General features: G+C 37.7%; 16 protein-coding genes. 15 read left to right on the top strand and 1 reads right to left on the bottom strand.

The features are described 5' to 3' along the window. The first annotated feature begins 106 nt into the window (after positions 1-106). From HXV90_RS11650 to HXV90_RS11640, 3 genes are read left to right on the top strand one after another with little or no spacing between them, the layout of a single operon-like run. The gene (locus HXV90_RS11650) at positions 107-1,654 is read left to right on the top strand and encodes a Ppx/GppA family phosphatase (RefSeq protein ID WP_048391989.1); all 1,548 of its coding nucleotides are present in this window, start codon (positions 107-109) and stop codon (positions 1,652-1,654) included. Next, entirely contained in the window at positions 1,651-3,807 is a 2,157-nt protein-coding gene (locus tag HXV90_RS11645; protein ID WP_115673826.1) for an RNA degradosome polyphosphate kinase, read from the top strand. The genes HXV90_RS11650 and HXV90_RS11645 overlap by 4 nt, the downstream gene beginning before the upstream one ends. Before the next feature lie 29 nt (positions 3,808-3,836). Beyond that, entirely contained in the window at positions 3,837-5,843 is a 2,007-nt protein-coding gene (locus tag HXV90_RS11640; protein ID WP_269898985.1) for a GGDEF and EAL domain-containing protein, read from the top strand. Positions 5,844-5,889: 46 nt separating this feature from the next. On the opposite strand, the gene HXV90_RS11635 is transcribed toward HXV90_RS11640, so the two are convergent. Then, positions 5,890-6,501: a TetR/AcrR family transcriptional regulator gene (locus tag HXV90_RS11635; protein ID WP_048391986.1), complete on the bottom strand. Its 612-nt coding sequence runs from the start codon at positions 6,499-6,501 to the stop codon at positions 5,890-5,892. Between the two features lie 235 nt (positions 6,502-6,736). Here HXV90_RS11635 and HXV90_RS11630 point away from each other — a divergent pair, with 235 nt between their 5' ends. From HXV90_RS11630 to HXV90_RS11575, 12 genes are all read left to right on the top strand, one after another. Continuing rightward, positions 6,737-7,630 carry an NAD(P)-dependent oxidoreductase gene (locus HXV90_RS11630; RefSeq protein ID WP_112117429.1) on the top strand — a complete coding sequence of 298 codons (894 nt, stop codon included), beginning with the start codon at positions 6,737-6,739 and terminating at the stop codon, positions 7,628-7,630. 15 nt (positions 7,631-7,645) lie between these two features. After that, complete coding sequence (locus HXV90_RS11625; protein WP_048391984.1) at positions 7,646-9,166, top strand: CoA-acylating methylmalonate-semialdehyde dehydrogenase; 1,521 nt, start codon at positions 7,646-7,648, stop codon at positions 9,164-9,166. Between the two features lie 63 nt (positions 9,167-9,229). Then, positions 9,230-10,546 carry a GntP family permease gene (locus tag HXV90_RS11620; protein WP_054549811.1) on the top strand — a complete coding sequence of 439 codons (1,317 nt, stop codon included), beginning with the start codon at positions 9,230-9,232 and terminating at the stop codon, positions 10,544-10,546. A gap of 12 nt (positions 10,547-10,558) precedes the next feature. Next, the gene (locus HXV90_RS11615) at positions 10,559-11,320 is read left to right on the top strand and encodes a 3-hydroxybutyrate dehydrogenase (protein ID WP_103117514.1); all 762 of its coding nucleotides are present in this window, start codon (positions 10,559-10,561) and stop codon (positions 11,318-11,320) included. Positions 11,321-11,335: 15 nt separating this feature from the next. Continuing rightward, positions 11,336-12,520: an iron-containing alcohol dehydrogenase gene (locus HXV90_RS11610; protein WP_269898984.1), complete on the top strand. Its 1,185-nt coding sequence runs from the start codon at positions 11,336-11,338 to the stop codon at positions 12,518-12,520. Between the two features lie 151 nt (positions 12,521-12,671). Continuing rightward, positions 12,672-13,439, top strand: coding sequence for a 2,4-dienoyl-CoA reductase (fadH, locus tag HXV90_RS11605; RefSeq protein ID WP_269898983.1), 768 nt, complete (start codon positions 12,672-12,674; stop codon positions 13,437-13,439). Between the two features lie 63 nt (positions 13,440-13,502). Continuing rightward, the gene (locus tag HXV90_RS11600; RefSeq protein WP_048391979.1) at positions 13,503-13,742 is read left to right on the top strand and encodes a hypothetical protein; all 240 of its coding nucleotides are present in this window, start codon (positions 13,503-13,505) and stop codon (positions 13,740-13,742) included. Positions 13,743-13,939: 197 nt separating this feature from the next. Beyond that, positions 13,940-14,380 (top strand): cyclic-di-AMP-binding protein CbpB, encoded by a 441-nt coding sequence (gene cbpB, locus HXV90_RS11595; RefSeq protein WP_004224640.1) that lies wholly within the window; start codon positions 13,940-13,942, stop codon positions 14,378-14,380. 68 nt (positions 14,381-14,448) lie between these two features. Further along, positions 14,449-15,336, top strand: a complete 888-nt coding sequence (locus tag HXV90_RS11590) for a transcriptional regulator CcpC (RefSeq protein ID WP_269899038.1) — start codon at positions 14,449-14,451, stop codon at positions 15,334-15,336. 161 nt (positions 15,337-15,497) lie between these two features. Continuing rightward, positions 15,498-17,891, top strand: coding sequence for a DUF7408 domain-containing protein (locus HXV90_RS11585; RefSeq protein ID WP_269898982.1), 2,394 nt, complete (start codon positions 15,498-15,500; stop codon positions 17,889-17,891). Continuing rightward, positions 17,891-18,826 (top strand): ABC transporter ATP-binding protein, encoded by a 936-nt coding sequence (locus HXV90_RS11580; protein WP_048391976.1) that lies wholly within the window; start codon positions 17,891-17,893, stop codon positions 18,824-18,826. The genes HXV90_RS11585 and HXV90_RS11580 overlap by 1 nt, the downstream gene beginning before the upstream one ends. Further along, positions 18,823-19,668, top strand: a complete 846-nt coding sequence (locus HXV90_RS11575) for an ABC transporter permease (RefSeq protein WP_054549813.1) — start codon at positions 18,823-18,825, stop codon at positions 19,666-19,668. Before HXV90_RS11580 ends, HXV90_RS11575 begins: the two co-directional genes overlap by 4 nt. Positions 19,669-19,678 lie beyond the last annotated feature (10 nt).

Genomic DNA, 19,678 nt, shown 5'->3' with positions numbered 1-19,678 from the left:
AAATGAAAGTAAAGTCGGATGCCTTAATTAAGAGGGTCCGATTTTTTTGTATATGTCCAAATATTATGAACAAAATAAATGGTAGATGCTTGAAGGATGTGATTATTTGAATGAATTAAAAACAGCTATTATTGATATCGGCTCCAATACTATACGATTAGTATTATATCAATATGATAATGAAGAGGGACTTCGTGAGCTTGGAAATATTAAGACGGTAGCACGTTTGCGTACATATTTACAGCCCTCAGGAGAGATGTCTGATGAAGGTATTCAAGTGTTATCAGAAACTTTATTAACATTTAAAGCCATGCTTGAGGATTTTGAAGTAACAGATGTAAAAGCTGCTGCGACTGCGGCTATTCGACAAGCCACTAATCGAGACAAAATTATAGAGGAAATGAAAGAACGGACTGGTATCCAAATAGAGCTTTTATCAGAAGAGGAAGAGGCCTATTTTGGCTACGTTGCTGTTGCTTATTCCATGGGTACGAAATCGGCCGTAACAATCGATATCGGTGGTGGTAGTACCGAAATTACGCTGTTTGAAAATAAAGAAATTCAGCAATCACATAGTTTCCCTTTTGGGACAGTTTCTTTAAAGCAACGTTTTGTTAAAGGTGACATTATCAATAGTAGTGAGAAAAAAGAGCTTCTTGCCTTTGTCAAAGAGCAGTTCCAAACACTCCCTTGGATAAAAAATGTTGCTCTACCTATTATCGCAATTGGTGGTAGTGCGCGTAATATTGCTCAAATACATCAACAAAAGCATGATTATCCTATTGCCAGCGTACATGGTTATGAAATGACAAAGGAAAATTTGGATGATTTAAGCTTATTTTTAGGGCAATTAAGCTTTCAGGAATTGAAACAATTGGATGGTCTCTCATCTGACCGTGCAGATATCATTGTTCCTGCATTAGAGGTATTTAGAGTGTTGATGGAGGTAGTTGGTAGTGAGACCTTCCAACTGACAAAGCGAGGTTTACGTGAGGGACTCATTATTCAACGGATTTTGCAAACAGATACAAAGGCGTTTGATAAATATAATGTATTTGAAGGAAATGCTAGAAGATTAGCACGTCAGTATGGTCGGAGTGAAGTGGAAGTAGATTATTTAATGCATTTAGCAGACCAATTGTATCGTGAATGTTGTCATTTAGGCTACTTGCAATATCATCCAGAAGATTTGCATTTATTAGCAAAAGCGGCGAAGGTTTTTAATATAGGAGAGTATATCGAATTAAGCTCTTCAAGCCAACATACTTTTTATTTAATTGCGAATCAATCCATTGATGGTTTAAATCATTTAGAACGAGTAAAACTAGCACTTCTTGCCTCCTATAAAAATAAAGATTATTTCGAACGATTTGCTGCTCCATTTGCTACATGGATGAGTCGGGAGGAACATCGTAAAATAAGAGATTTCGGAGCGTTATTAAAATTTGTCTATGCATTAAATGTTTCAAAACGCAATATAGTACATGCTATTGAAATGCACACCGAAGAAGATCATGTTCAGCTTAATATTTATGTAAAAAAGAATGCTGCGGCTGAAAAGTATCAAGCCAATCGACATAGAAAGCATTTAGAACGTGCATTAAAAATCCCAATGAAGATCAATTTTATTGAAGAAGGGTGGAACAATGGATGACAACTGAAGTAACGAAAAACGAGCTACATGGGGAAGAGTTCTCCGAAAACTACAATCTATTGTTAGAGGAAATTGCAAAGCCTCAATATTATAATAATCGTGAATTAAGCTGGCTTGCCTTTAATGAACGCGTGCTAGAGGAAGCAGAGGATATTAATAATCCTCTGCTCGAGCGTTTAAAATTTTTAGCTATATTTAGTTCCAATCTAGATGAATTTTTTATGGTTCGTGTTGCAGGCTTACAGGACCAGGTACGTGCTGGTTTTCATAAGCCCGAAAACAAATCTGGCTTAACGCCAAAGGAACAGTTGGCCAAAATAGCAGAACGCACACAAGCATTAGTGCGTCGACAAACTGAGGTGTATAGACATTTAATCTATGATTTACTACCTCAACATAATGTACATATTGCGGACATGAAAGATTTAAATAGCAAGCAAAAATCATTTATCAATGAAATGTTTGCAGAAACTATCTTCCCTGTTTTAACCCCTGTTGCAGTGGATGCATATCGTCCTTTCCCAACCTTGCTTGGTAAAACTTTGAATTTATTAGTGCTGTTAGAGCAGGATGAGTCAGATCTTGAAAGTCGTGAAAAAGTGGCGATTGTCCAGGTTCCATCTGTGTTAGATCGCTATATAAAAGTACCGTCCGAAGAAGGTAAGACAGTTGTAGTTTTATTGGAGGATGTGATAGTAGCGCATATTGAAAAGCTGTTTTATGGCTATAGCGTAAAATCAGCACAAGCCTTCCGCTTAACAAGAAATGCAGATTTAACTATCCATGAAGAAGGGGCTCGAGATCTTCTCGTGGAGATCGAAAAAGAGCTGAAAAAGCGAAAATGGGGAGTAGGAAGCCGTTTAGAAGTTCGAGTTGGAGAAATGAACGAGGAAGTGCTGCAATACTTACTAGATGAATTCGAAATAGAAGAATCGGATGTTTTCCATATTGATGGTCCTTTGGATTTAACGTTTATGTTCTCTTTTGTGAAAGGTATTTCAGTAGGTCGTGAGCATTTAGAATATGAAAGCTTTATCCCACAGCCACCTTTAGATTTACAGTCTGACGAAAATATTTTTGAAAAAGCACTTCAACAGGATATATTTTTCCATCATCCATATGAATCTTTTGCCCCTATTGTTGATTTTATTTCTGAGGCCGCTATCAACCCGAATGTGTTGGCTATAAAACAGACATTATATCGAGTAAGCGGAAATTCACCGATTATTCAAGCGTTAAAGCTTGCCGCTGAAAACGGTAAACAAGTAACGGTATTAGTGGAGCTAAAGGCTCGATTCGATGAAGAAAACAATGTGCACTGGGCAAAACAATTAGAACAAGCAGGTTGTCTTGTGATCTATGGGATGAATAATTTAAAAACGCACTCAAAAATCACGCTAGTCGTTAGTCGTCGTAACGGCAAAATTGAACGTTTTGTCCATTTGGGTACAGGAAATTATAATGATGCTACTGCAAAAATTTATACGGATATGGGCATAATAACGACAGATAAAGAGTTTGGCATTGATGCGACAAATTTCTTTAACTACTTAAGTGGCTATACAGAAAAGCCTACCTTTAATCATTTAGTCGTTGCACCATTTGATATACGCGATGAGTTTATTCGGTTAATGGATGAGGAAATTGCCTGTCATAAAAAATATGGAAATGGTTTTATTCGTGCAAAAATGAATTCATTGACAGACAAAGATTTAATGATGAAGCTTTATGAGGCATCGATTGCGGGTGTAAAGGTCGAGCTTATTATTCGTGGTATATGCTGTATTAGACCAGGAATCCCAGGTATTAGTGAGAACATTACTGTAACAAGTATTGTTGGTCGTTTCCTTGAACATTCTCGTATTTATTGGTTCCATCATAATGGGGAAAATAAAGTATATTTATCCTCTGCAGATATGATGACACGCAATATGATTAAACGTGTAGAAATTTTATTCCCTGTATATGCAAGTGAAGCAAAAACTCGTATTATTGACATAATGAATGCACAATTAATGGATACTGCCAAAGCCCGTATTCAAGACTCTAATGGTAAGTATCATTATAAAGAGTTTGATCGTAGCGAAGATCCATTAAATAGCCAGGAAATTTTCTTGAAGGATGCATTAAAGCCTACGCTTGACGAAGAATAGAGCAAACACGCTACTTAGTGAGGGATAGAATGAAAAAATGTAGAGAAAATGTAGCGCCATTTGCAGAATATCAACAGCTCATGCAACTGAATCCATTTGATGCAATCATTTGTTTGAGACAAGTTGATAAGACAGTGTTTGAGGTCGTTGAATTTAATGAAAAGCTATCGTCAATGATTGAGCTGCAGGAAATAACAGCCAAAAACGCTGAGAACTTTTTTACTAAGCAATGCTGGCTGCAATTGTCGGGATTTCTAATTGAAGAAATCAATAAACAGCATACTCTAAAATTAGGTAACGGTCTTCAAGAGAAAACATTTATGCTTCATGTTCAGCACTTTTCTGAATCAATAGTTGCCATTATTCTTCGAGCAACATCATTTGAAGAAAATCCCTATTTACAGTTCATTGAACAACATATAAGTCCAGTGTTAACGACAGATTTACAAGGTCGAATAATTCATCAAAATATTGCTGCTACTGCTACACTATCGAGAGAGCAGCACAGTCTAATTGGACTAGATATTTTTTCATTACTCGAAAGTAAATATCTCAATGAGTTTAAACTATTATTTACCAAAACAATCGAAGGTTCAGCGTTTGGCATGCCTAAATGCTTATTGAAAGGTGATTTACTAAGCAAAGAGCCCTTTTATTTAAGAACGCATCCAACCTATTATAATGGTGAAGTTGTGGGTGTCCACCTATTTGTTAAAGATGCTAATTCATTTATGAATGATCATGAAGCATTCTATTACCTAGCACTAATGGATGAATTAACAGGTATTTGGAATCGAAAAGCTTTTAAGGAGCATTGGCTACAGCATTTAAATGATAAAAAGCAAGAGCATAAGCAAGCCGCTCTTATTTTAGTTGACATTGACCGTTTTAAAAAGTTTAATGAATCCCTTGGCGAGAGCAAGGGAGATGATTTAATGCGTATGTTTAGTCATAGGTTACGGGAGCTTTGCTATTCAAAGTGTTCGCTATATCGATATAATAGTGATGAGTTTATTTTTGTGCTAAAAGATGCAACCATCCAAAAAATTGAACGAACTGCAAACTTGATTATGGACGTATTAAAACAGCCATTTATGATAGATGGACAGGAATATTTTATTAGCGTATCGATTGGGATTTCACTTAGCCCAGCAGATGGTAAAGATATCGAGACACTTGTACGGAAAGCAGATAAAGCTTTATTTTCTGTTAAAGAACATGGTCGTTCACATTATCGCTACTACCGTGAAGATATGACGGCCATTTTTCCAAACGAAGCATTAATGGAGGCACATTTACGTCGAGCAATTGAATTTAATGAGCTAAGTCTCCATCTACAACCGCAAATGGATTTAGCAAATAATAGCATCAATAGCTTTGAAGCATTATTACGATGGAATAACCGTAAATTTGGTTTTGTATCACCAGCACAATTTATTCCTATTGCGGAAGCCTCAGGGTTGATTATTGAAATCGGTGATTGGATTATTGATGAGGTATGTCGTTACCAAAAAGAATGGCAATCAAAAGGATATCGTCCTGTGCGGATTGCAGTCAATATATCCCCAAAACAGTTTAGAAAAGAAAATTTTGCCCGAAAAATTAAAACAGCTTTAAAGAAATATGGTGTACCGCCTGAATTATTAGAAGTAGAAATTACCGAAAGTTCCATGACAAATGTACATGAAACATTTTCGATTCTTACAGAACTGAAGCAATTAGGTGTTTATGTGTCTGTGGATGACTTTGGGACAGGCTATTCCTCATTAAGTTATCTCAAGCGTTATCCGATTGATATTATTAAAATTGATCAGTCATTTATTGCAGATATAGCGAAGGATGACAAAAATGAAGCCATCATAAAAGCCATTATTTCGATGTCTCATAATTTAGGATTAGAGGTCATTGCTGAGGGAATTGAAGAACCAATACAAGTTGATTTTCTCAAACGCCATCGTTGTCAAAAAGGGCAAGGCTATTTGTATAATAAACCATTACCAGTTGAAACGATTGTACAACAATATTTTGTAAGCTAGAAAACGGGTAGCACTTTCATCACAAAATAGATGAAGTGCTACTTTTTTATTTGCCGTTTTTAAGACCGTTTAAGACAATTGCTGTGAATTGCGCCATCTCAGAGGCTAGGTCAAAGTCTTCACTATGTATCAACCAATCATAGACATTGGCACGCATACAGCGCTGAATAAGTGTTTGTATGGTAGCAGCAGAAACATCTTGTCTAAATTCCCCATGTTGAATTCCTTCCTCGATATATGTATTCATTATCTGAAAAATCTTACGTTGTGGATTGATTAAATAATGATCCTGTTCTACTTGGTTTGTCATAGCTGCCGTATATACTGTACGTAATAAATCCTTTCCCACAATATTGGTTAAATATCTCATTTGCTCTTGATACACTAAGAGTATTTTTTCACTTGCTGGTAATGTGGGATCAATATTTTTTTCAACTGTACGATAAAAATTATCAAGCTCCTTAAATTTTTCTAAAATAACATCATATTTAGATGGGAAATGTGTATAAAATGTACCCTTTGAAACATTACATGCCTTTGTAATTTGTTCAACAGAAACATGTTCATAACCATGCTTGTTAAATAAATCTAAAGAAGTTTTCAATAATTTTTCACGTGTTTCTAATGCCTTTTTCTGTCTGCTTGTGAGTGTTTCCATTGGTAGCTAATACCTCCTATATAAAATATTGTAAAATATCTTTTGTAAAAAATATTCTGAAAATATTAATTTTTTAATTGACGAGATGGATTTCTATTGATTATGATTTAAATGACCGAAGTCAATGACTGCGGTCAATGATGTTATCTCGTTACTAATGTTACTTTAAAAAATGAAAGTTGGCTAGTATCTCATCAAGTTTTCTGTTGTATTTTCAAGGAATGGGGAGGTCACAATGAAGAAAAAATTGGGTTTTATTGGCTTAGGGAATATGGGTTTACCGATGGCTATTAACTTATTAAGAGCAGATTATCAGGTATATGGTTTCGATACGAATGCGGAAGCAATGGAACAATTCGCAGCAGCAGGTGGTTTCGGCCTTGAGACAGCTATGGATATTGCGAAACAATGTGATGTTATTATGACAAGTTTGCCTACCCCTCAGGTTGTAGAATTGGTTTATCGATCAGAGCAAGGAATTTTACAACATGCAAAGAAAGGGTGCCTGCTGATTGATTTTAGTACTGTTAATCCCGAATTGAATGATACGTTACATACAGAAGCTATAGCTTTGGGATTACGTTATTTGGGAGCGCCTGTCAGTGGGGGTGTCATAGGGGCTATCAATGCGACATTAACTATTATGGTTGGTGGTGGCACAGATGATTATATAAGTGCTAGTGAAATATTCAGAATAGTCGGTAAAAATATTTATCATTTGGGCACATCTTCAAGTATAGGAACGCGAATTAAATTACTCAATAACTTAATGATTGGCTTTTACACAGAGGCAGTCGCTGAAACGATTGTACTTGGCGAAAAAATGGGTATTCAGGCAGACACGCTCTATGAAGTATTAAATAATAGTTATGGGCAAAGCCGTATTTATGAACGTAATTATTTGGAATATATGAAAAATGATAATTATGAGCCGGGCTTTTCGACAAATCTACTATTAAAAGATTTGAAGTTAGCTAAGGAAATGGCGGATGAAGCAGGCGTATCGCTGCGAATCGGCGAAAAGTTAGTGGATCTTTATAGTGAAATTGCTCAGCAGGGCTATGGAGAAAAAGATATGTCTGCAGCTTATTTAAGTTTAAAAGAAAAATGTAAACTAGAACAATTTTAAGAGGAGGAAATGGATATGACAACGACACAAGAGGTTAAAACATTAACACATTTTATTGGTGGCAAATTGGTTGAAGGAAAAAGTGGCCGATTCGGTTCGGTATTTAACCCAACAACAGGTGAAGTCATTGCTAAGGTACCCCTTGCAACAGTAGAGGAAACACAAGATGCAATCGAGCAAGCTCAAGCAGCATTTCCGGCTTGGCGTGATACATCAGTGGCTAAGCGGGCAGAAATTGTATTAAAGTTCCGTAACCTTATCACTGAAAATATGGAAGAGCTATTACAAATCATTTGTACTGAAAGCGGTAAAACGATTGAAGATGCCAAAGGTGAGATTACACGAGGACTTGAATCTGTTGACTTAGCCATTGGTGCGCCACATTTAATGAAAGGAGAATACTCCGTAAATGTTGGAGGCCAAATAAATGCTTATTCTGCAAAATATCCATTAGGGGTTGTGGCAGCAATTTCTCCATTTAATTTCCCCATCATGGTGCCTCTAGCACAAACGAGTATGGCCATTGCTGTAGGAAATGCGGTTATTTTAAAGGCATCTGAGCGTGTGCCAATGACTTCATTATATGTTAGTGAGCTTTGGAAGAAGGCGGGATTGCCTGATGGTATTTGGACAGTAATCAATGGTGATAAAGATGCGGTCAATGAACTTTTAGAAAACCCAGCTGTGCAAGCGATTTCATTTGTTGGATCAACACCAGTAGCTAAATATATTTATGAAACAGGATCAAAGTACGGTAAACGTGTCACGGCTCTTGGTGGTGGTAAAAACAATATGGTCGTGATGCCAGATGCGGATCTTGAACAGGTTGCTAATGCCTTTATTGGTGCAGCTTATGGAGCAGCATCCCAACGTTGCATGGCAATATCTACTATCATGCCTGTAGGAAAGGATACTGCTGATCGCCTAGTGGATATTCTTAAGGAAAAAATTTCTAATCTGAAAGTAGGCCCATATACAAACCCTGATTCAGATTTTGGCCCTGTTATTTCTCAGCAATCAAAAGAAGCAATTCTTACTGCAATTAATCGAGGGGAAGCCGAAGGAGCTTCAGTAATTTGTGACGGACGAGAACTTGATATTGTCAAAGAGTCTAAAGGGTTTTATGTAGGGCCTACATTATTAGATCATGTAAAGCCAGGCATGGAAGTTTACGAGCAAGAAATATTTGGTCCAGCTCGCAATGTTGTTCGTGTAGATTCCTTAGAGGAAGCTATTACACTTATCAATAAGCATGAGCTAGGTAATGGTGTCACAATCTTTACGAATGATGGATTAGCAGCTCGAAAATTTACAACAGAAATTGATGTTGGCATGGTTGGTGTCAATGTACCAATTCCAATTCCTGTTGGCTACCATAACTTTGCAGGCTTTAAAGGATCTCGTTTTGGTGAGGGGCATATGTTTGGCCCAGATCAAGCACGATTCTTTACAAAAACTAAGACAATTTCAGAGCGTTGGATGGCTGGCAATGCCTCCTCAGCATCCACGTTTTCATTCCCAAGCAATAACGACTAATAAAACCTAGAGCTGTAGAGTTATACAGCTCTTTTTCTAAAAAAGGGGATGGGTGGGGTGTAAATGTTAGAGTATATTGGTCTTTTTGGTAGTTTAGCATTATTAGTTTATTTAACAATGAAGGGTGTAAATCTACTTATTTCAGCACCGTTAACTGCGCTGTTAGCAGCCTTAACAAACGGTCTTGCATTTTTTCCTCAAACAGCTGATAAAGATCAGGCCAACTTTCTAACGAGCTATATGGATGGATTCACCGGATTTGTTGGTTCATGGTATTTAATGTTCATGGCGGGCGCCATTTTCGGCAAAGTCATGGAGGACACAGGCGCTGCAGATAGTGTCTCTAAATGGATTGTAGAAAAAATAGGGGTGAAATATGCCACATATGCTGTAGTTTTAGCTGCAGCAGTACTCACATATGGTGGTGTTTCAGTTTTTATCGTAGCCTTTTCAGTTTATCCAATGGCTATTAGTTTATTTAAACAAGCAAACTTTCCACGACGTTTTATTCCTGCTGCACTGGGCCTAGGTTCTGTCACATTTACGATGACATCAGCAGGCTCACCTGAGATTCAAAATTGGATACCAATTCCATATCTTGGTACAACTCCATATGCAGGTTGGCAAGTTAGTATTGTCGTGGCTATTTTTATGGCTGTTGGTGGCTCGCTTTGGCTGAATTGGATGATTAAACGCGCTGTTAACAATGGGGAAATTTTCATTGAGCGCTCCACCGATCCAGTAGCTGATGAAACAAGAAAGCTTCCGAGTCCCCTTTTGAGTCTCATACCATTATTAGTTGTTTTAGTCATTTCTTATATTTTCCATGATTCACTTGGAACCTCTGCTTTAATTGTAGCCTTAACTAGTGGCTGTATCGTTGCTTATTTAGTGAGTTACAAATATGCAAAGTCAGTTGGCGCAACATTAGCAGCAGGTGCAATGGGTGCTATTATTGCCATTGCAAATACGGCGGCTGTTGTCGGCTTTGGCGGAGTAGTAAAAGCAACACCATCCTTTGTTGCAACTGTTGATGTAATGACCAATATCCCTGGCAGTCCGCTGATTGGAGGAGCCTTAGCAATTGCGGTTATTGCTGGTTTAACAGGTTCAGCATCAGGGGGACAAACAATTGCTATGCCCTTACTAGCACCGCATTATATCGAGATGGGTGTAGATACAGAGGCGTTGCATCGGACAATTGCTATAGCATCTGGTTCCCTAGATTCATTGCCGCACGGAGGATATGTTGTGACAACCATCAATTCAGTATGTAATGAAAAGCATAAGGATGCATATATGCCATTTGGAGCTTTGACGGTTATTATCCCTATCATAGGTACAATACTTGCAATCATATTATTCTCATTAGGGATGTAGGAGGGATGAAGTATGCGAGGAAAAACGGTTTTTATTACAGGGGCAGCTCGTGGTATTGGTCTTGCTATGGCACAAGCATTTGCTGAGCAAGGGGCTAATGTTGTGATATCAGATAAAAATGAACAGCTTCTTGAGGAAGCCGTCGCACAATACCCCTCTTTAACTTCCTATATATGTGATGTGACAGAAGAACAAGCCATAAGAGAAGCCATTGATTTTACGATTAATAAATTCTCAACATTAGATATTTTAATCAATAATGCAGGATTTCAACATGTGTCGCTTATAGAGGATTTTAAGACAGAAATTTTTGAGTCAATGCAAAAAGTGATGGTCGTTGCTCCCTTTGTGGCGATGAAGTATGCGTTACCACATATGAAGAAAAATCAATTTGGTCGTATTATCAATATGGCCTCCATCAATGGCGTCATTGGGTTTGCTGGGAAGGCGGGATATAATGCAGCAAAGCATGGTGTGATTGGGCTTACTAAGGTAACGGCACTAGAGGTGGCGACAGAGGGAATTACGGTAAATGCTATTTGTCCAGGGTATGTTGACACGGAATTAGTACGTAATCAGTTTATGGATTTAGCACAGACACGGGGTATTCAAGTGGAAGAAGTTCTTGAACAAGTGTTATACCCACTTGTACCGCAAAAACGTTTACTTGATGTCTCTGAAATTACAGGACTTGCTTTATATTTAGCAAGTGATGTAGCAAAGGGGTTAACCGGCCAGGCCATTCTATTAGATGGTGGCTATACAGCTCAATAGCTTAGGAGGGAAAATATGATTCAAACAAAAACCATCTTTACTGTCCATTCACCAGGAACGATTGTATATGGTCGAGATTCATTTGAAGAAGTGGGAGAGTATGCGAAAAAACTAGGTTCAAAGGCATTAATTATTAGTGATCCAATTATGGACAGTTTAGGCTTTATCAAGAAATGCCATACACTGTTAAAGACCCAAGGGATAGACGTCGTTTCATATATAGGGGTGACAACCGAGCCAGATGATACGTATGTAACAGAGGGATTGCAGCTTTTGCAGAAAGAAAACTGTGATATCATTATTTCTGTTGGTGGTGGTAGCTGTATTGATACGGCGAAGGCGATTGCAGTAGTGGCTACAAATGGCGGCTACATAGGAGATTATATGAAAATGGCAAAGGTTGCAGCTGAAGCACCTATTCCACACATTGCGATACCAACAACAGCAGGTACAGGCTCTGAAGCAACAGATGCCACTGTTATTACCAATACAAAAAGTGATGTGAAAATGATGATTAAGCAACCAGCTTTTATGCCCACTATAGCGATTGTTGATCCTATTTTAACCATTACCTCACCTCCAGCAATTACCGCAGCAACTGGAATAGATGCATTGAGCCATGCCATTGAGAGCTATTTATCACGTTTAGCTCATCCTTATTCGAATGTGCTCGCCTTATCTGCTATGGAATTAATTGTGAATAACATCATAAGGGTTTATGAATATGGAGATGATGTTGATGCTAGGGAAGCGATGTCATTGGGTTCGATGCAGGCAGGGCTGTCATTTTCTAATGCTTCTGTTGCCCTTGTACATGGAATGTCCCGTCCGATTGGGGCACTTTTCCACGTACCGCATGGCATCTCCAATGCGATGCTTTTACCAGCTGTACTAGATTATTCAAAAGACGCTTGTATAGATCGATTGGCAGATTTAGGACAATTTTTTAATAAAACAAAAGAACGTCTATCGCAAGAGGAGCTTGCTCAGCTTGCTATTATGTCCATTAAAGATATGTGTAAGTATATGAAAATTGGCAATTTAAAGCAGTGGGGAATCGAGGAGCATGCTTATTATCAGGCCATTCCTAAAATGGCTGAGGATGCACTTGCAAGTGGGAGTCCTGGTAACAATCCGAAGATACCAACTTTAGAAGAGTTAATGGAGCTATATAAAATTGCCTATACGTATGAGTTTTAATGATATTGGAGAGCTATTCATTGAATGAATGGCTCTTTTATATTTTTTCAGAAAATAAACTCGCATTCTATAGAATTAATATGACATATTCGAGAATATATAGTAAACTTTTAGTGAATCACCATTCATTTTTAACAAAGGGGGAAATGGAATGTTGCAAGGGAAGACGATTATTATTACGGGTGGATCAAGTGGTATGGGGCTGTATATGGCAAAGCAGTTCGTAACTGAGGGAGCTAATGTTGTCATAACAGGTCGTAACGAAGAACGATTAGCAGAGGCAAAGAAATTTATAGCGGAGGCTGGTCCCTCTATTGAGACATTCCAAATGGATGTACGTGTACCTGAGCATGCTGAGGCTATGCTCGAATTTGCTACTGAAAAATTTGGTCAAGTGGATGGGCTTGTGAATAATGCAGCGGGTAACTTTATTGTACGTGCAGAGGATTTATCACCGAATGGCTGGAAGGCTGTCGTAGATATTGTATTAAATGGTACATTCTATTGCTCTTCAGCAGTAGGCAAGTATTGGATTGAGAATAAGATCAAAGGGTCTATATTAAATATGGTAGCGACGTATGCTTGGAATGCAGGAGCAGGTGTGATCCATTCAGCTGCAGCAAAAGCAGGGGTACTATCATTGACGAGAACGCTAGCTGTTGAGTGGGGGAAACAGTATGGGATTCGGGTTAATGCTATTGCACCAGGTCCGATCGAGCGTACTGGTGGAGCCGATAAGCTTTGGGAATCAGAAGCAGCGGCAGCTCGTACACTAGATTCTGTTCCACTAGGCCGTATAGGAACACCAGAAGAAATTGCTGATTTAGCTACATTTATGATGTCTAACAAAGCAAGTTATATGAATGGAGAATGTGTAACTTTGGATGGTGGGCAGTGGCTCAATCAATATCCATTCTAAAAATCTTTGCATAACGAATAGCTGGGTTGACGCATACTAAGGGTAAAGAAAGGAGTTTTGCCGATGGGTATGTGGTTAATACCAGCAATTATTGCCATTGTGATCATTTCTGCTATTTCGTTTGTTTATACGTTAAAAATAGCTAAAATGACTTCTGAACGGAAATCTGAAAATGATACCCCTATTTCAGAAACAGTTGAAGAATATGCAACGATGTTGAACCCAATTGTTTGGGTCTATGCAATTTTTTTGCTTTTTTTAGGGATCATGATTTTTTACTACTGGAGTAAGGCGGGCTATTAGTTAAGAACCATCTTCATTCGGTCACGAAAAACTTGACTGGATGAAGATATTCTAAGTTTTTGCTGTAAAGGCTAAAATAATTCATTGTTCATGAAAAACTCTTCTCGGCCTGGTCATGGTCATACATAGAAAAGTTGTGATATGATGAAAGGGAAGGACTGTTCTACACAGTGAGGACAGAAAAGGAGAAGAAGTTCATGATTTCAACTAACAGCAAAGACTTATTAGCAATGCCAATTAGTGATTTTATCATTTCCTCTGAAAAAGTTGCGCATGTACAAAGTGGAAATAGTGCGGAACATGCACTCCTTGTACTAACACGTACAGGGTACTCGTCCATACCTGTATTAGATTTGAAATATCGACTTCAAGGTTTACTTAGCATGAAAATGATTACCGAATCGATTCTTGGACTTGAGCATATTGAATATGAAAAGCTACCTGATATTAAGGTTGACTCTATTATGGAAAAAGAGATCGCTGTATTGAAGCTGACGGATACTTTCCAGCGTGCTTTGGATTTAGTTATTAACCACGCCTTTTTATGTGTAGTGGACGAAGATGGTACATTCGCAGGGATATTAACAAGACGTGTTATTTTAAAGCAATTGAAAAAATATATTTATCAAAAAGAGTAGTAGCTTAAGAGGGAACTCAGATGAAAATCATGAGGCCCTCTTTGCTTGTATTGGAGGTTTACAGATTGATGGCAACAGAGGCAGAAATTTTAAAAATCTTAGCTGAAGAACGCAATATGCGGAAAGCAGCAGAACGTCTATTTTTATCCCAACCAGCCCTTTCACAACGATTGCAAACGATTGAGAAAGACTGGGGTGCACAATTATTTATTCGTTCACAAAAAGGTTTAACAGCAACACCTGCTGGTGAACAAGTTATTGCTTATGCAAAGGAAATGCTAGCCAAAAAGGAAGAAATATTTGAAACGATTCAATCCTTAACGACAAAGGTAAACGGGACATTGAAAATTGCTTGTGCTTCCATTGTTGGTCAGAACTGGCTACCAAAAATCTTGAAGGAGTTTGTGTCAAAATATCCAGAGGCTAAAATATCACTGATGACGGGCTGGAGTTCTGAAATTGTGAAGGCTCTTTACGAGGGCGAGGCCCATGTAGGCATTGTACGAGGCCAAGTTGACTGGAAAGGAGAAAAGATCCACCTTTTCAGAGATACTCTTTATTTAGTGGACAAAGAGGTTAAAACAATTGAAGATGTGTTAAAAACAGACCGTCCATTTATTCAATATAAGAGTGATTCCAACTATTATCAAGAAATTCAGCAATGGTGGCAGCAGCATTTTACCTCGAATCCAAGAAAACAAATTTTAGTGGATCAAATTGAAATTTGCAAGCAAATGGCATTAAATGGTATCGGTTATGCAATCTTGCCTTCTATTACGTTAAATGACCACGATGCCATTCACAAAATCCCTCTATCAAATGATGAAAAAGAGTTTGGTCTTACACGCGATACTTGGCTAATTGGTTATGAATCCTCTTTTGAATTAAGACAAGTAGAGGCGTTTGTGGAAGTAGTGCAGGATCATGCACGGTGTTTGTTTGATTATACTAAATAGAAAATCAGGCAGCTCCAGGTTGTTTTGGAGTTGCCTTTTTGCATTGTAGAATTCTTAAGAGTTTATGAATATTAATGAAGATAACATAAGAAATGGAACAAAATGCAATATAAATCGTATAATTATGTAACCATCTATTTACATAAAAAGGGGTTGAGCTTTTGAAAAAGACAAAATGGACGGCACTGACCTTACTAGTCATGCTGGTAATGAGCTTTATCTTGCCTACAACTCAGGCAAGTGCTGCTGCTACGCTAGAGGTGAAAGCAACAGCGGGTGTTTCTGGTAAAGCGAAATATCAATCAGTAGTACCACTCCAAGTTACAGTGAAAAATAATGGAGCTGACTTCTCAGGAGATATGGCGATTAATTCATCAAATTCTTATGAGGCAGCTTCAGCACTTGTCGTTCCAATTGATATAGCAGCAGGAGAGGAAAAGACATTTACTTTCTATCTTGATGGTTTAGCTGACTATAGTTATTCGGACACCGATTTATTTGCTTTTTATGAGGGAAGCATTGAAAAAGGAAAAAAGATTGCCTATAAGGGAACTAAACGTCTGCAATCAAATTTTTTAGACCCCTCATCAACATTCATTTATACATTAACAGATAAAAGTGATCGACTTTCAGCACTATTACGTTTATCAACATTTGTAGCTCAAAGTAATGTGGAAGTATTTAATATCAATCAATTAAAAGATTATACACTTCCAGAAGATTCGCAGGGACTTGCGATGGCCAATGTCATTGTTGTAGATGAAGTGGCTATTGCTGATTTAACACCGAAACAACAAGAAGCATTACTAAAATGGGTACAGGATGGTGGTACCTTACTTCTAGGTGCTGCTGACCAAATTAATGCTACAGCAGGGGTTTTTAAAGAGTATTTACCTTTGTCATTATCACAAGAAATGACTGCGATTTCTGCAGAAGCTTTAACTAAATTGTCAGGAGGCGGCATTTTTACACAGCCGATTTCAGTTTACTCAGCTACTAGTAGTGAAGGAAGTTTACCTGTATTAACAGAAAATAATGAAGTGTTAGCAGCAAAGAAAAAAGTGGGTAGCGGGGAAGTGATTCAAACAACCTTCTCTTTAGGTGATCAACCACTTGCTTCTATGGACGGCTACGGAGCACTTTTAGCCAAAGTGATAAATATTCAAAGTATTTCACAGCAAGGAATGATGAGACAGGGACAATCTCCTCTCGATCAAATATCTTATGAACTTCGTAACATTAATGAACTATTTCCATCATTCGAAGTATCAGTGAGCTATATGCTAATTGTCATTATTCTTTATATTTTAATAATCGGGCCAATTCTTTATTTTGTCTTGAAAAAAGCGGACAAGCGTGAGCATGCATGGTGGATAATACCGTCTATCTCTGTTGTTCTTTCCATTGTTCTCTTTATTGTCGGAGCGAAGGATCGTATTGTTCAGCCACAAGTTCAACAATCTGCATTCTATAAAGTAAATGAAGACAATAGTGTAAATGGCTATTATGTAGAGTCCATTCTAACGAATCGCAGTGGGGACTTTGTGGTCAATGCTGACCAAAATACAACTGCTGTTGCATTAAGAAATTATAATAACTTCACAGGCACGATGGGACCATTACATGAATCTTCTTATATAAAAGAAAATGCTAGCGGTTCAACACTAACATTACGTGATTTAAGCTACTGGTCTGTGCAATCCTTTGGTGGAAAAACATCAGCACAAAATATCGGGAAGATGGATATAGATATAACACTGAAAAATGAAAAACTAACAGGAACAGTTAAAAATAATTTCCCGTTTGCATTAAAAGATGTCACATTAATCTCTGGTGTGAAAGAAGTAAAACTAGGTGATATTGAAGCAAATGGAACATTACAGGTAAATAAGGAACTGAAAACAACGGTTCTTCAAAAACCATCTATTTTCAATAATTATTATTATAGTTACCCATCGAAAAAGGATGAGGTAAACCCAATGCGGATTGAACGAATGAAAACTTTAGCATTGCCGCTTGTCGAAAAGGATAACCAGCCAATACTTACAGCTTGGACAGATCAAGCTGTGGTAGGTGTTGAATTAGAAACAAGTGCCAATATGTCACCGATTACGATGCTTGTTCAACCATTTAAAGGAAAAGTTGAGCTAACAGGGCCATTTACAATGAAGCGTAATAACTTCTCGTATTCAGTAGAGCCACTATCAGCAAATGGCTATTATGAAAAGATCGAGGAAGAATTGAATAAATGGTACCTATCTGAAGGTTTGTACGAAGTAACGATGACCATGCCAGATCAATTCATGGATGCCGTTGAATCACTTAATGAGCTGACAATTTCTAATAAGGATGTCTCACGTATGCAGCTATCCATTTGGAATAATGAAACGAATATATATGAGCCTTTAGTCGATACAAAGCAAGTGTTTACAGACAAGATTTCCACATACTTTAATCAAGATGGAGAGCTTCGAATTGAAATCAAATATGGTCCCGATCCATCAGGAGAACAAACGAAGTTACCAGACATAGAGCTGAAAGGAGTGGCAAAATAATGATTGAAATTCGTGATTTAACGAAACGATACGGCTCCTTTACAGCATTAGATCATTTAAACTTATCTTTAGAAGAAGGCGTTGTATTTGGATTTGTTGGCGCAAATGGAGCAGGGAAATCAACGACATTCTCTATTTTAGCTACACTATTGTCACCGACTTCAGGAGATGCTCTGATAAATGGCAAAAGTGTTGTGAAGGAACCAAAAGAAGTTCGAAAGCAAATTGGTTATATGCCCGATTTCTTTGGTGTTTATGATCAGTTAAAAGTAGATGAATATTTAGATTTTTATGGAGCGAGCTACGGTATCCAATTAGCAGAGCGTCAAGTGTTAATTCCACAACTATTAGAACTAGTGAATTTAACAAGTAAACGCTATGAATATGTTGATTTATTATCACGTGGTATGAAGCAACGCTTATGTTTAGCTCGTGCACTCATCCATGATCCAAAGGTACTGATTCTAGATGAACCTGCATCAGGACTAGATCCGCGTGCTCGTGTGGAAATGCGAGATATTTTACGGAATTTAAAGTCTATGGGAAAAACAATTTTAATTTCGTCGCATATTTTACCTGAACTTGCTGAGATGTGTGATGAAATCGGTGTTATTGATAATGGTAAATTAATTGCACATGGAAATGTAGCCGCGATTCAGGCCCAGCTACAAGGAGAAAAGCGTATTGTGTTGAAAGTGACAGATCAATTGGATGCAGTACGAGCGTTTTTAGAGGAAGATCCTCATATTTCATCAATTGATGTCATTGAAAATCGTTTAGAAATAGCCTTTAACTATCGAGGAACAAATGCTGAACAGGTGGCATTGCTAAAAAAAGCTATGCTTACAGATTTACCAATCTATGCATTAAGTGAAGAAGAGAAGGATTTAGAGGATGTCTTTATGGCGATTACGAAGGGAGCGGACAATCAATGATGGAAAGATTTTATAATCCAGTACTTGTTAAAGAATTGAAGTTACGCTTCCGTTCTTTTAAAAGCTTTTCAGGTTTAATGTTTTATTTAGCGGTACTGTGTATTTTCATTGCAGGGTTTTTATTGCTTACAACTGAATTTACTGGCAGAGGCTTCTTTAAACCAGAGACAAGCTTTATGATGTTTGCTGTGCTAACCATCTTGCAAATGGCATTAGTTCTTTTCATTACACCAAGTTTGACTGCTGGTGCTATCAGTAGTGAGCGCGAAAAGCAAACATTAAATATTTTATTAACAACGACACAAAGTTCTACACAAATTGTTATTGGAAAATTACTATCCTCCGTAGCATTTCTAGTATTGATGCTGGTAGCGGGATTACCACTATACAGTCTAGTGTTTCTATTCGGTGGTGTGTCGCCTTCACAGCTTATTTCTATATTTTTATTTTATTTAGTCACTGTAGTAGCAATAGGTAGTATAGGCGTGATGTTTTCTACGATTACTAAGAGAACTATTGTTGCCATGATTGCCACATACGGCTCAATCATTTTCTTAGGAGGTATTACAGCATTCTTCTTCTTTTTAACAATGGCCTTTCATCAAATGGGCAATGCCATTGGAACAGGTGCCTCCTTTATGACCTATTTCTGGGCATCTATTAATCCAGGTGCCTTGATGCTGACACTTATTTCTCCAGAGATGGGGGATGCATTAGCAGAGCTGTCGGGTGTAGAACTACCTGTATGGATTACTTATTTAATTACTTATGTATTCATCATTGTGCTTTGTTTAACGATTGCGATTAAAAAATTGCGTGCCAACATGAAAAGTAACCGATGAGGAGGAATTG

The sequence above is a fragment of the Lysinibacillus sp. JK80 genome (assembly GCF_027557635.1).
Taxonomy (GTDB): domain Bacteria; phylum Bacillota; class Bacilli; order Bacillales_A; family Planococcaceae; genus Lysinibacillus; species Lysinibacillus capsici.
The sequence above is the reverse complement of the archived record's forward strand: the minus strand, read 5'-3'. Positions and strand labels throughout refer to the sequence as shown.

What these genes read in the sequence shown, in the direction of transcription:
- fadH (WP_269898983.1), top strand. Translation starts at nt 12,672, where the DNA reads ATGTTGCAAGGGAAGACGATTATTATTACGGGTGGATCAAGTGGTATG.
- HXV90_RS11625 (WP_048391984.1), top strand. Translation starts at nt 7,646, where the DNA reads ATGACAACGACACAAGAGGTTAAAACATTAACACATTTTATTGGTGGC.
- HXV90_RS11630 (WP_112117429.1), top strand. Translation starts at nt 6,737, where the DNA reads ATGAAGAAAAAATTGGGTTTTATTGGCTTAGGGAATATGGGTTTACCG.
- HXV90_RS11640 (WP_269898985.1), top strand. Translation starts at nt 3,837, where the DNA reads ATGAAAAAATGTAGAGAAAATGTAGCGCCATTTGCAGAATATCAACAG.
- HXV90_RS11600 (WP_048391979.1), top strand. Translation starts at nt 13,503, where the DNA reads ATGGGTATGTGGTTAATACCAGCAATTATTGCCATTGTGATCATTTCT.
- HXV90_RS11610 (WP_269898984.1), top strand. Translation starts at nt 11,336, where the DNA reads ATGATTCAAACAAAAACCATCTTTACTGTCCATTCACCAGGAACGATT.
- HXV90_RS11620 (WP_054549811.1), top strand. Translation starts at nt 9,230, where the DNA reads ATGTTAGAGTATATTGGTCTTTTTGGTAGTTTAGCATTATTAGTTTAT.
- cbpB (WP_004224640.1), top strand. Translation starts at nt 13,940, where the DNA reads ATGATTTCAACTAACAGCAAAGACTTATTAGCAATGCCAATTAGTGAT.
- HXV90_RS11635 (WP_048391986.1), bottom strand. Translation starts at nt 6,501, where the DNA reads ATGGAAACACTCACAAGCAGACAGAAAAAGGCATTAGAAACACGTGAA.
- HXV90_RS11580 (WP_048391976.1), top strand. Translation starts at nt 17,891, where the DNA reads ATGATTGAAATTCGTGATTTAACGAAACGATACGGCTCCTTTACAGCA.
- HXV90_RS11645 (WP_115673826.1), top strand. Translation starts at nt 1,651, where the DNA reads ATGACAACTGAAGTAACGAAAAACGAGCTACATGGGGAAGAGTTCTCC.
- HXV90_RS11590 (WP_269899038.1), top strand. Translation starts at nt 14,449, where the DNA reads ATGGCAACAGAGGCAGAAATTTTAAAAATCTTAGCTGAAGAACGCAAT.
- HXV90_RS11575 (WP_054549813.1), top strand. Translation starts at nt 18,823, where the DNA reads ATGATGGAAAGATTTTATAATCCAGTACTTGTTAAAGAATTGAAGTTA.
- HXV90_RS11615 (WP_103117514.1), top strand. Translation starts at nt 10,559, where the DNA reads ATGCGAGGAAAAACGGTTTTTATTACAGGGGCAGCTCGTGGTATTGGT.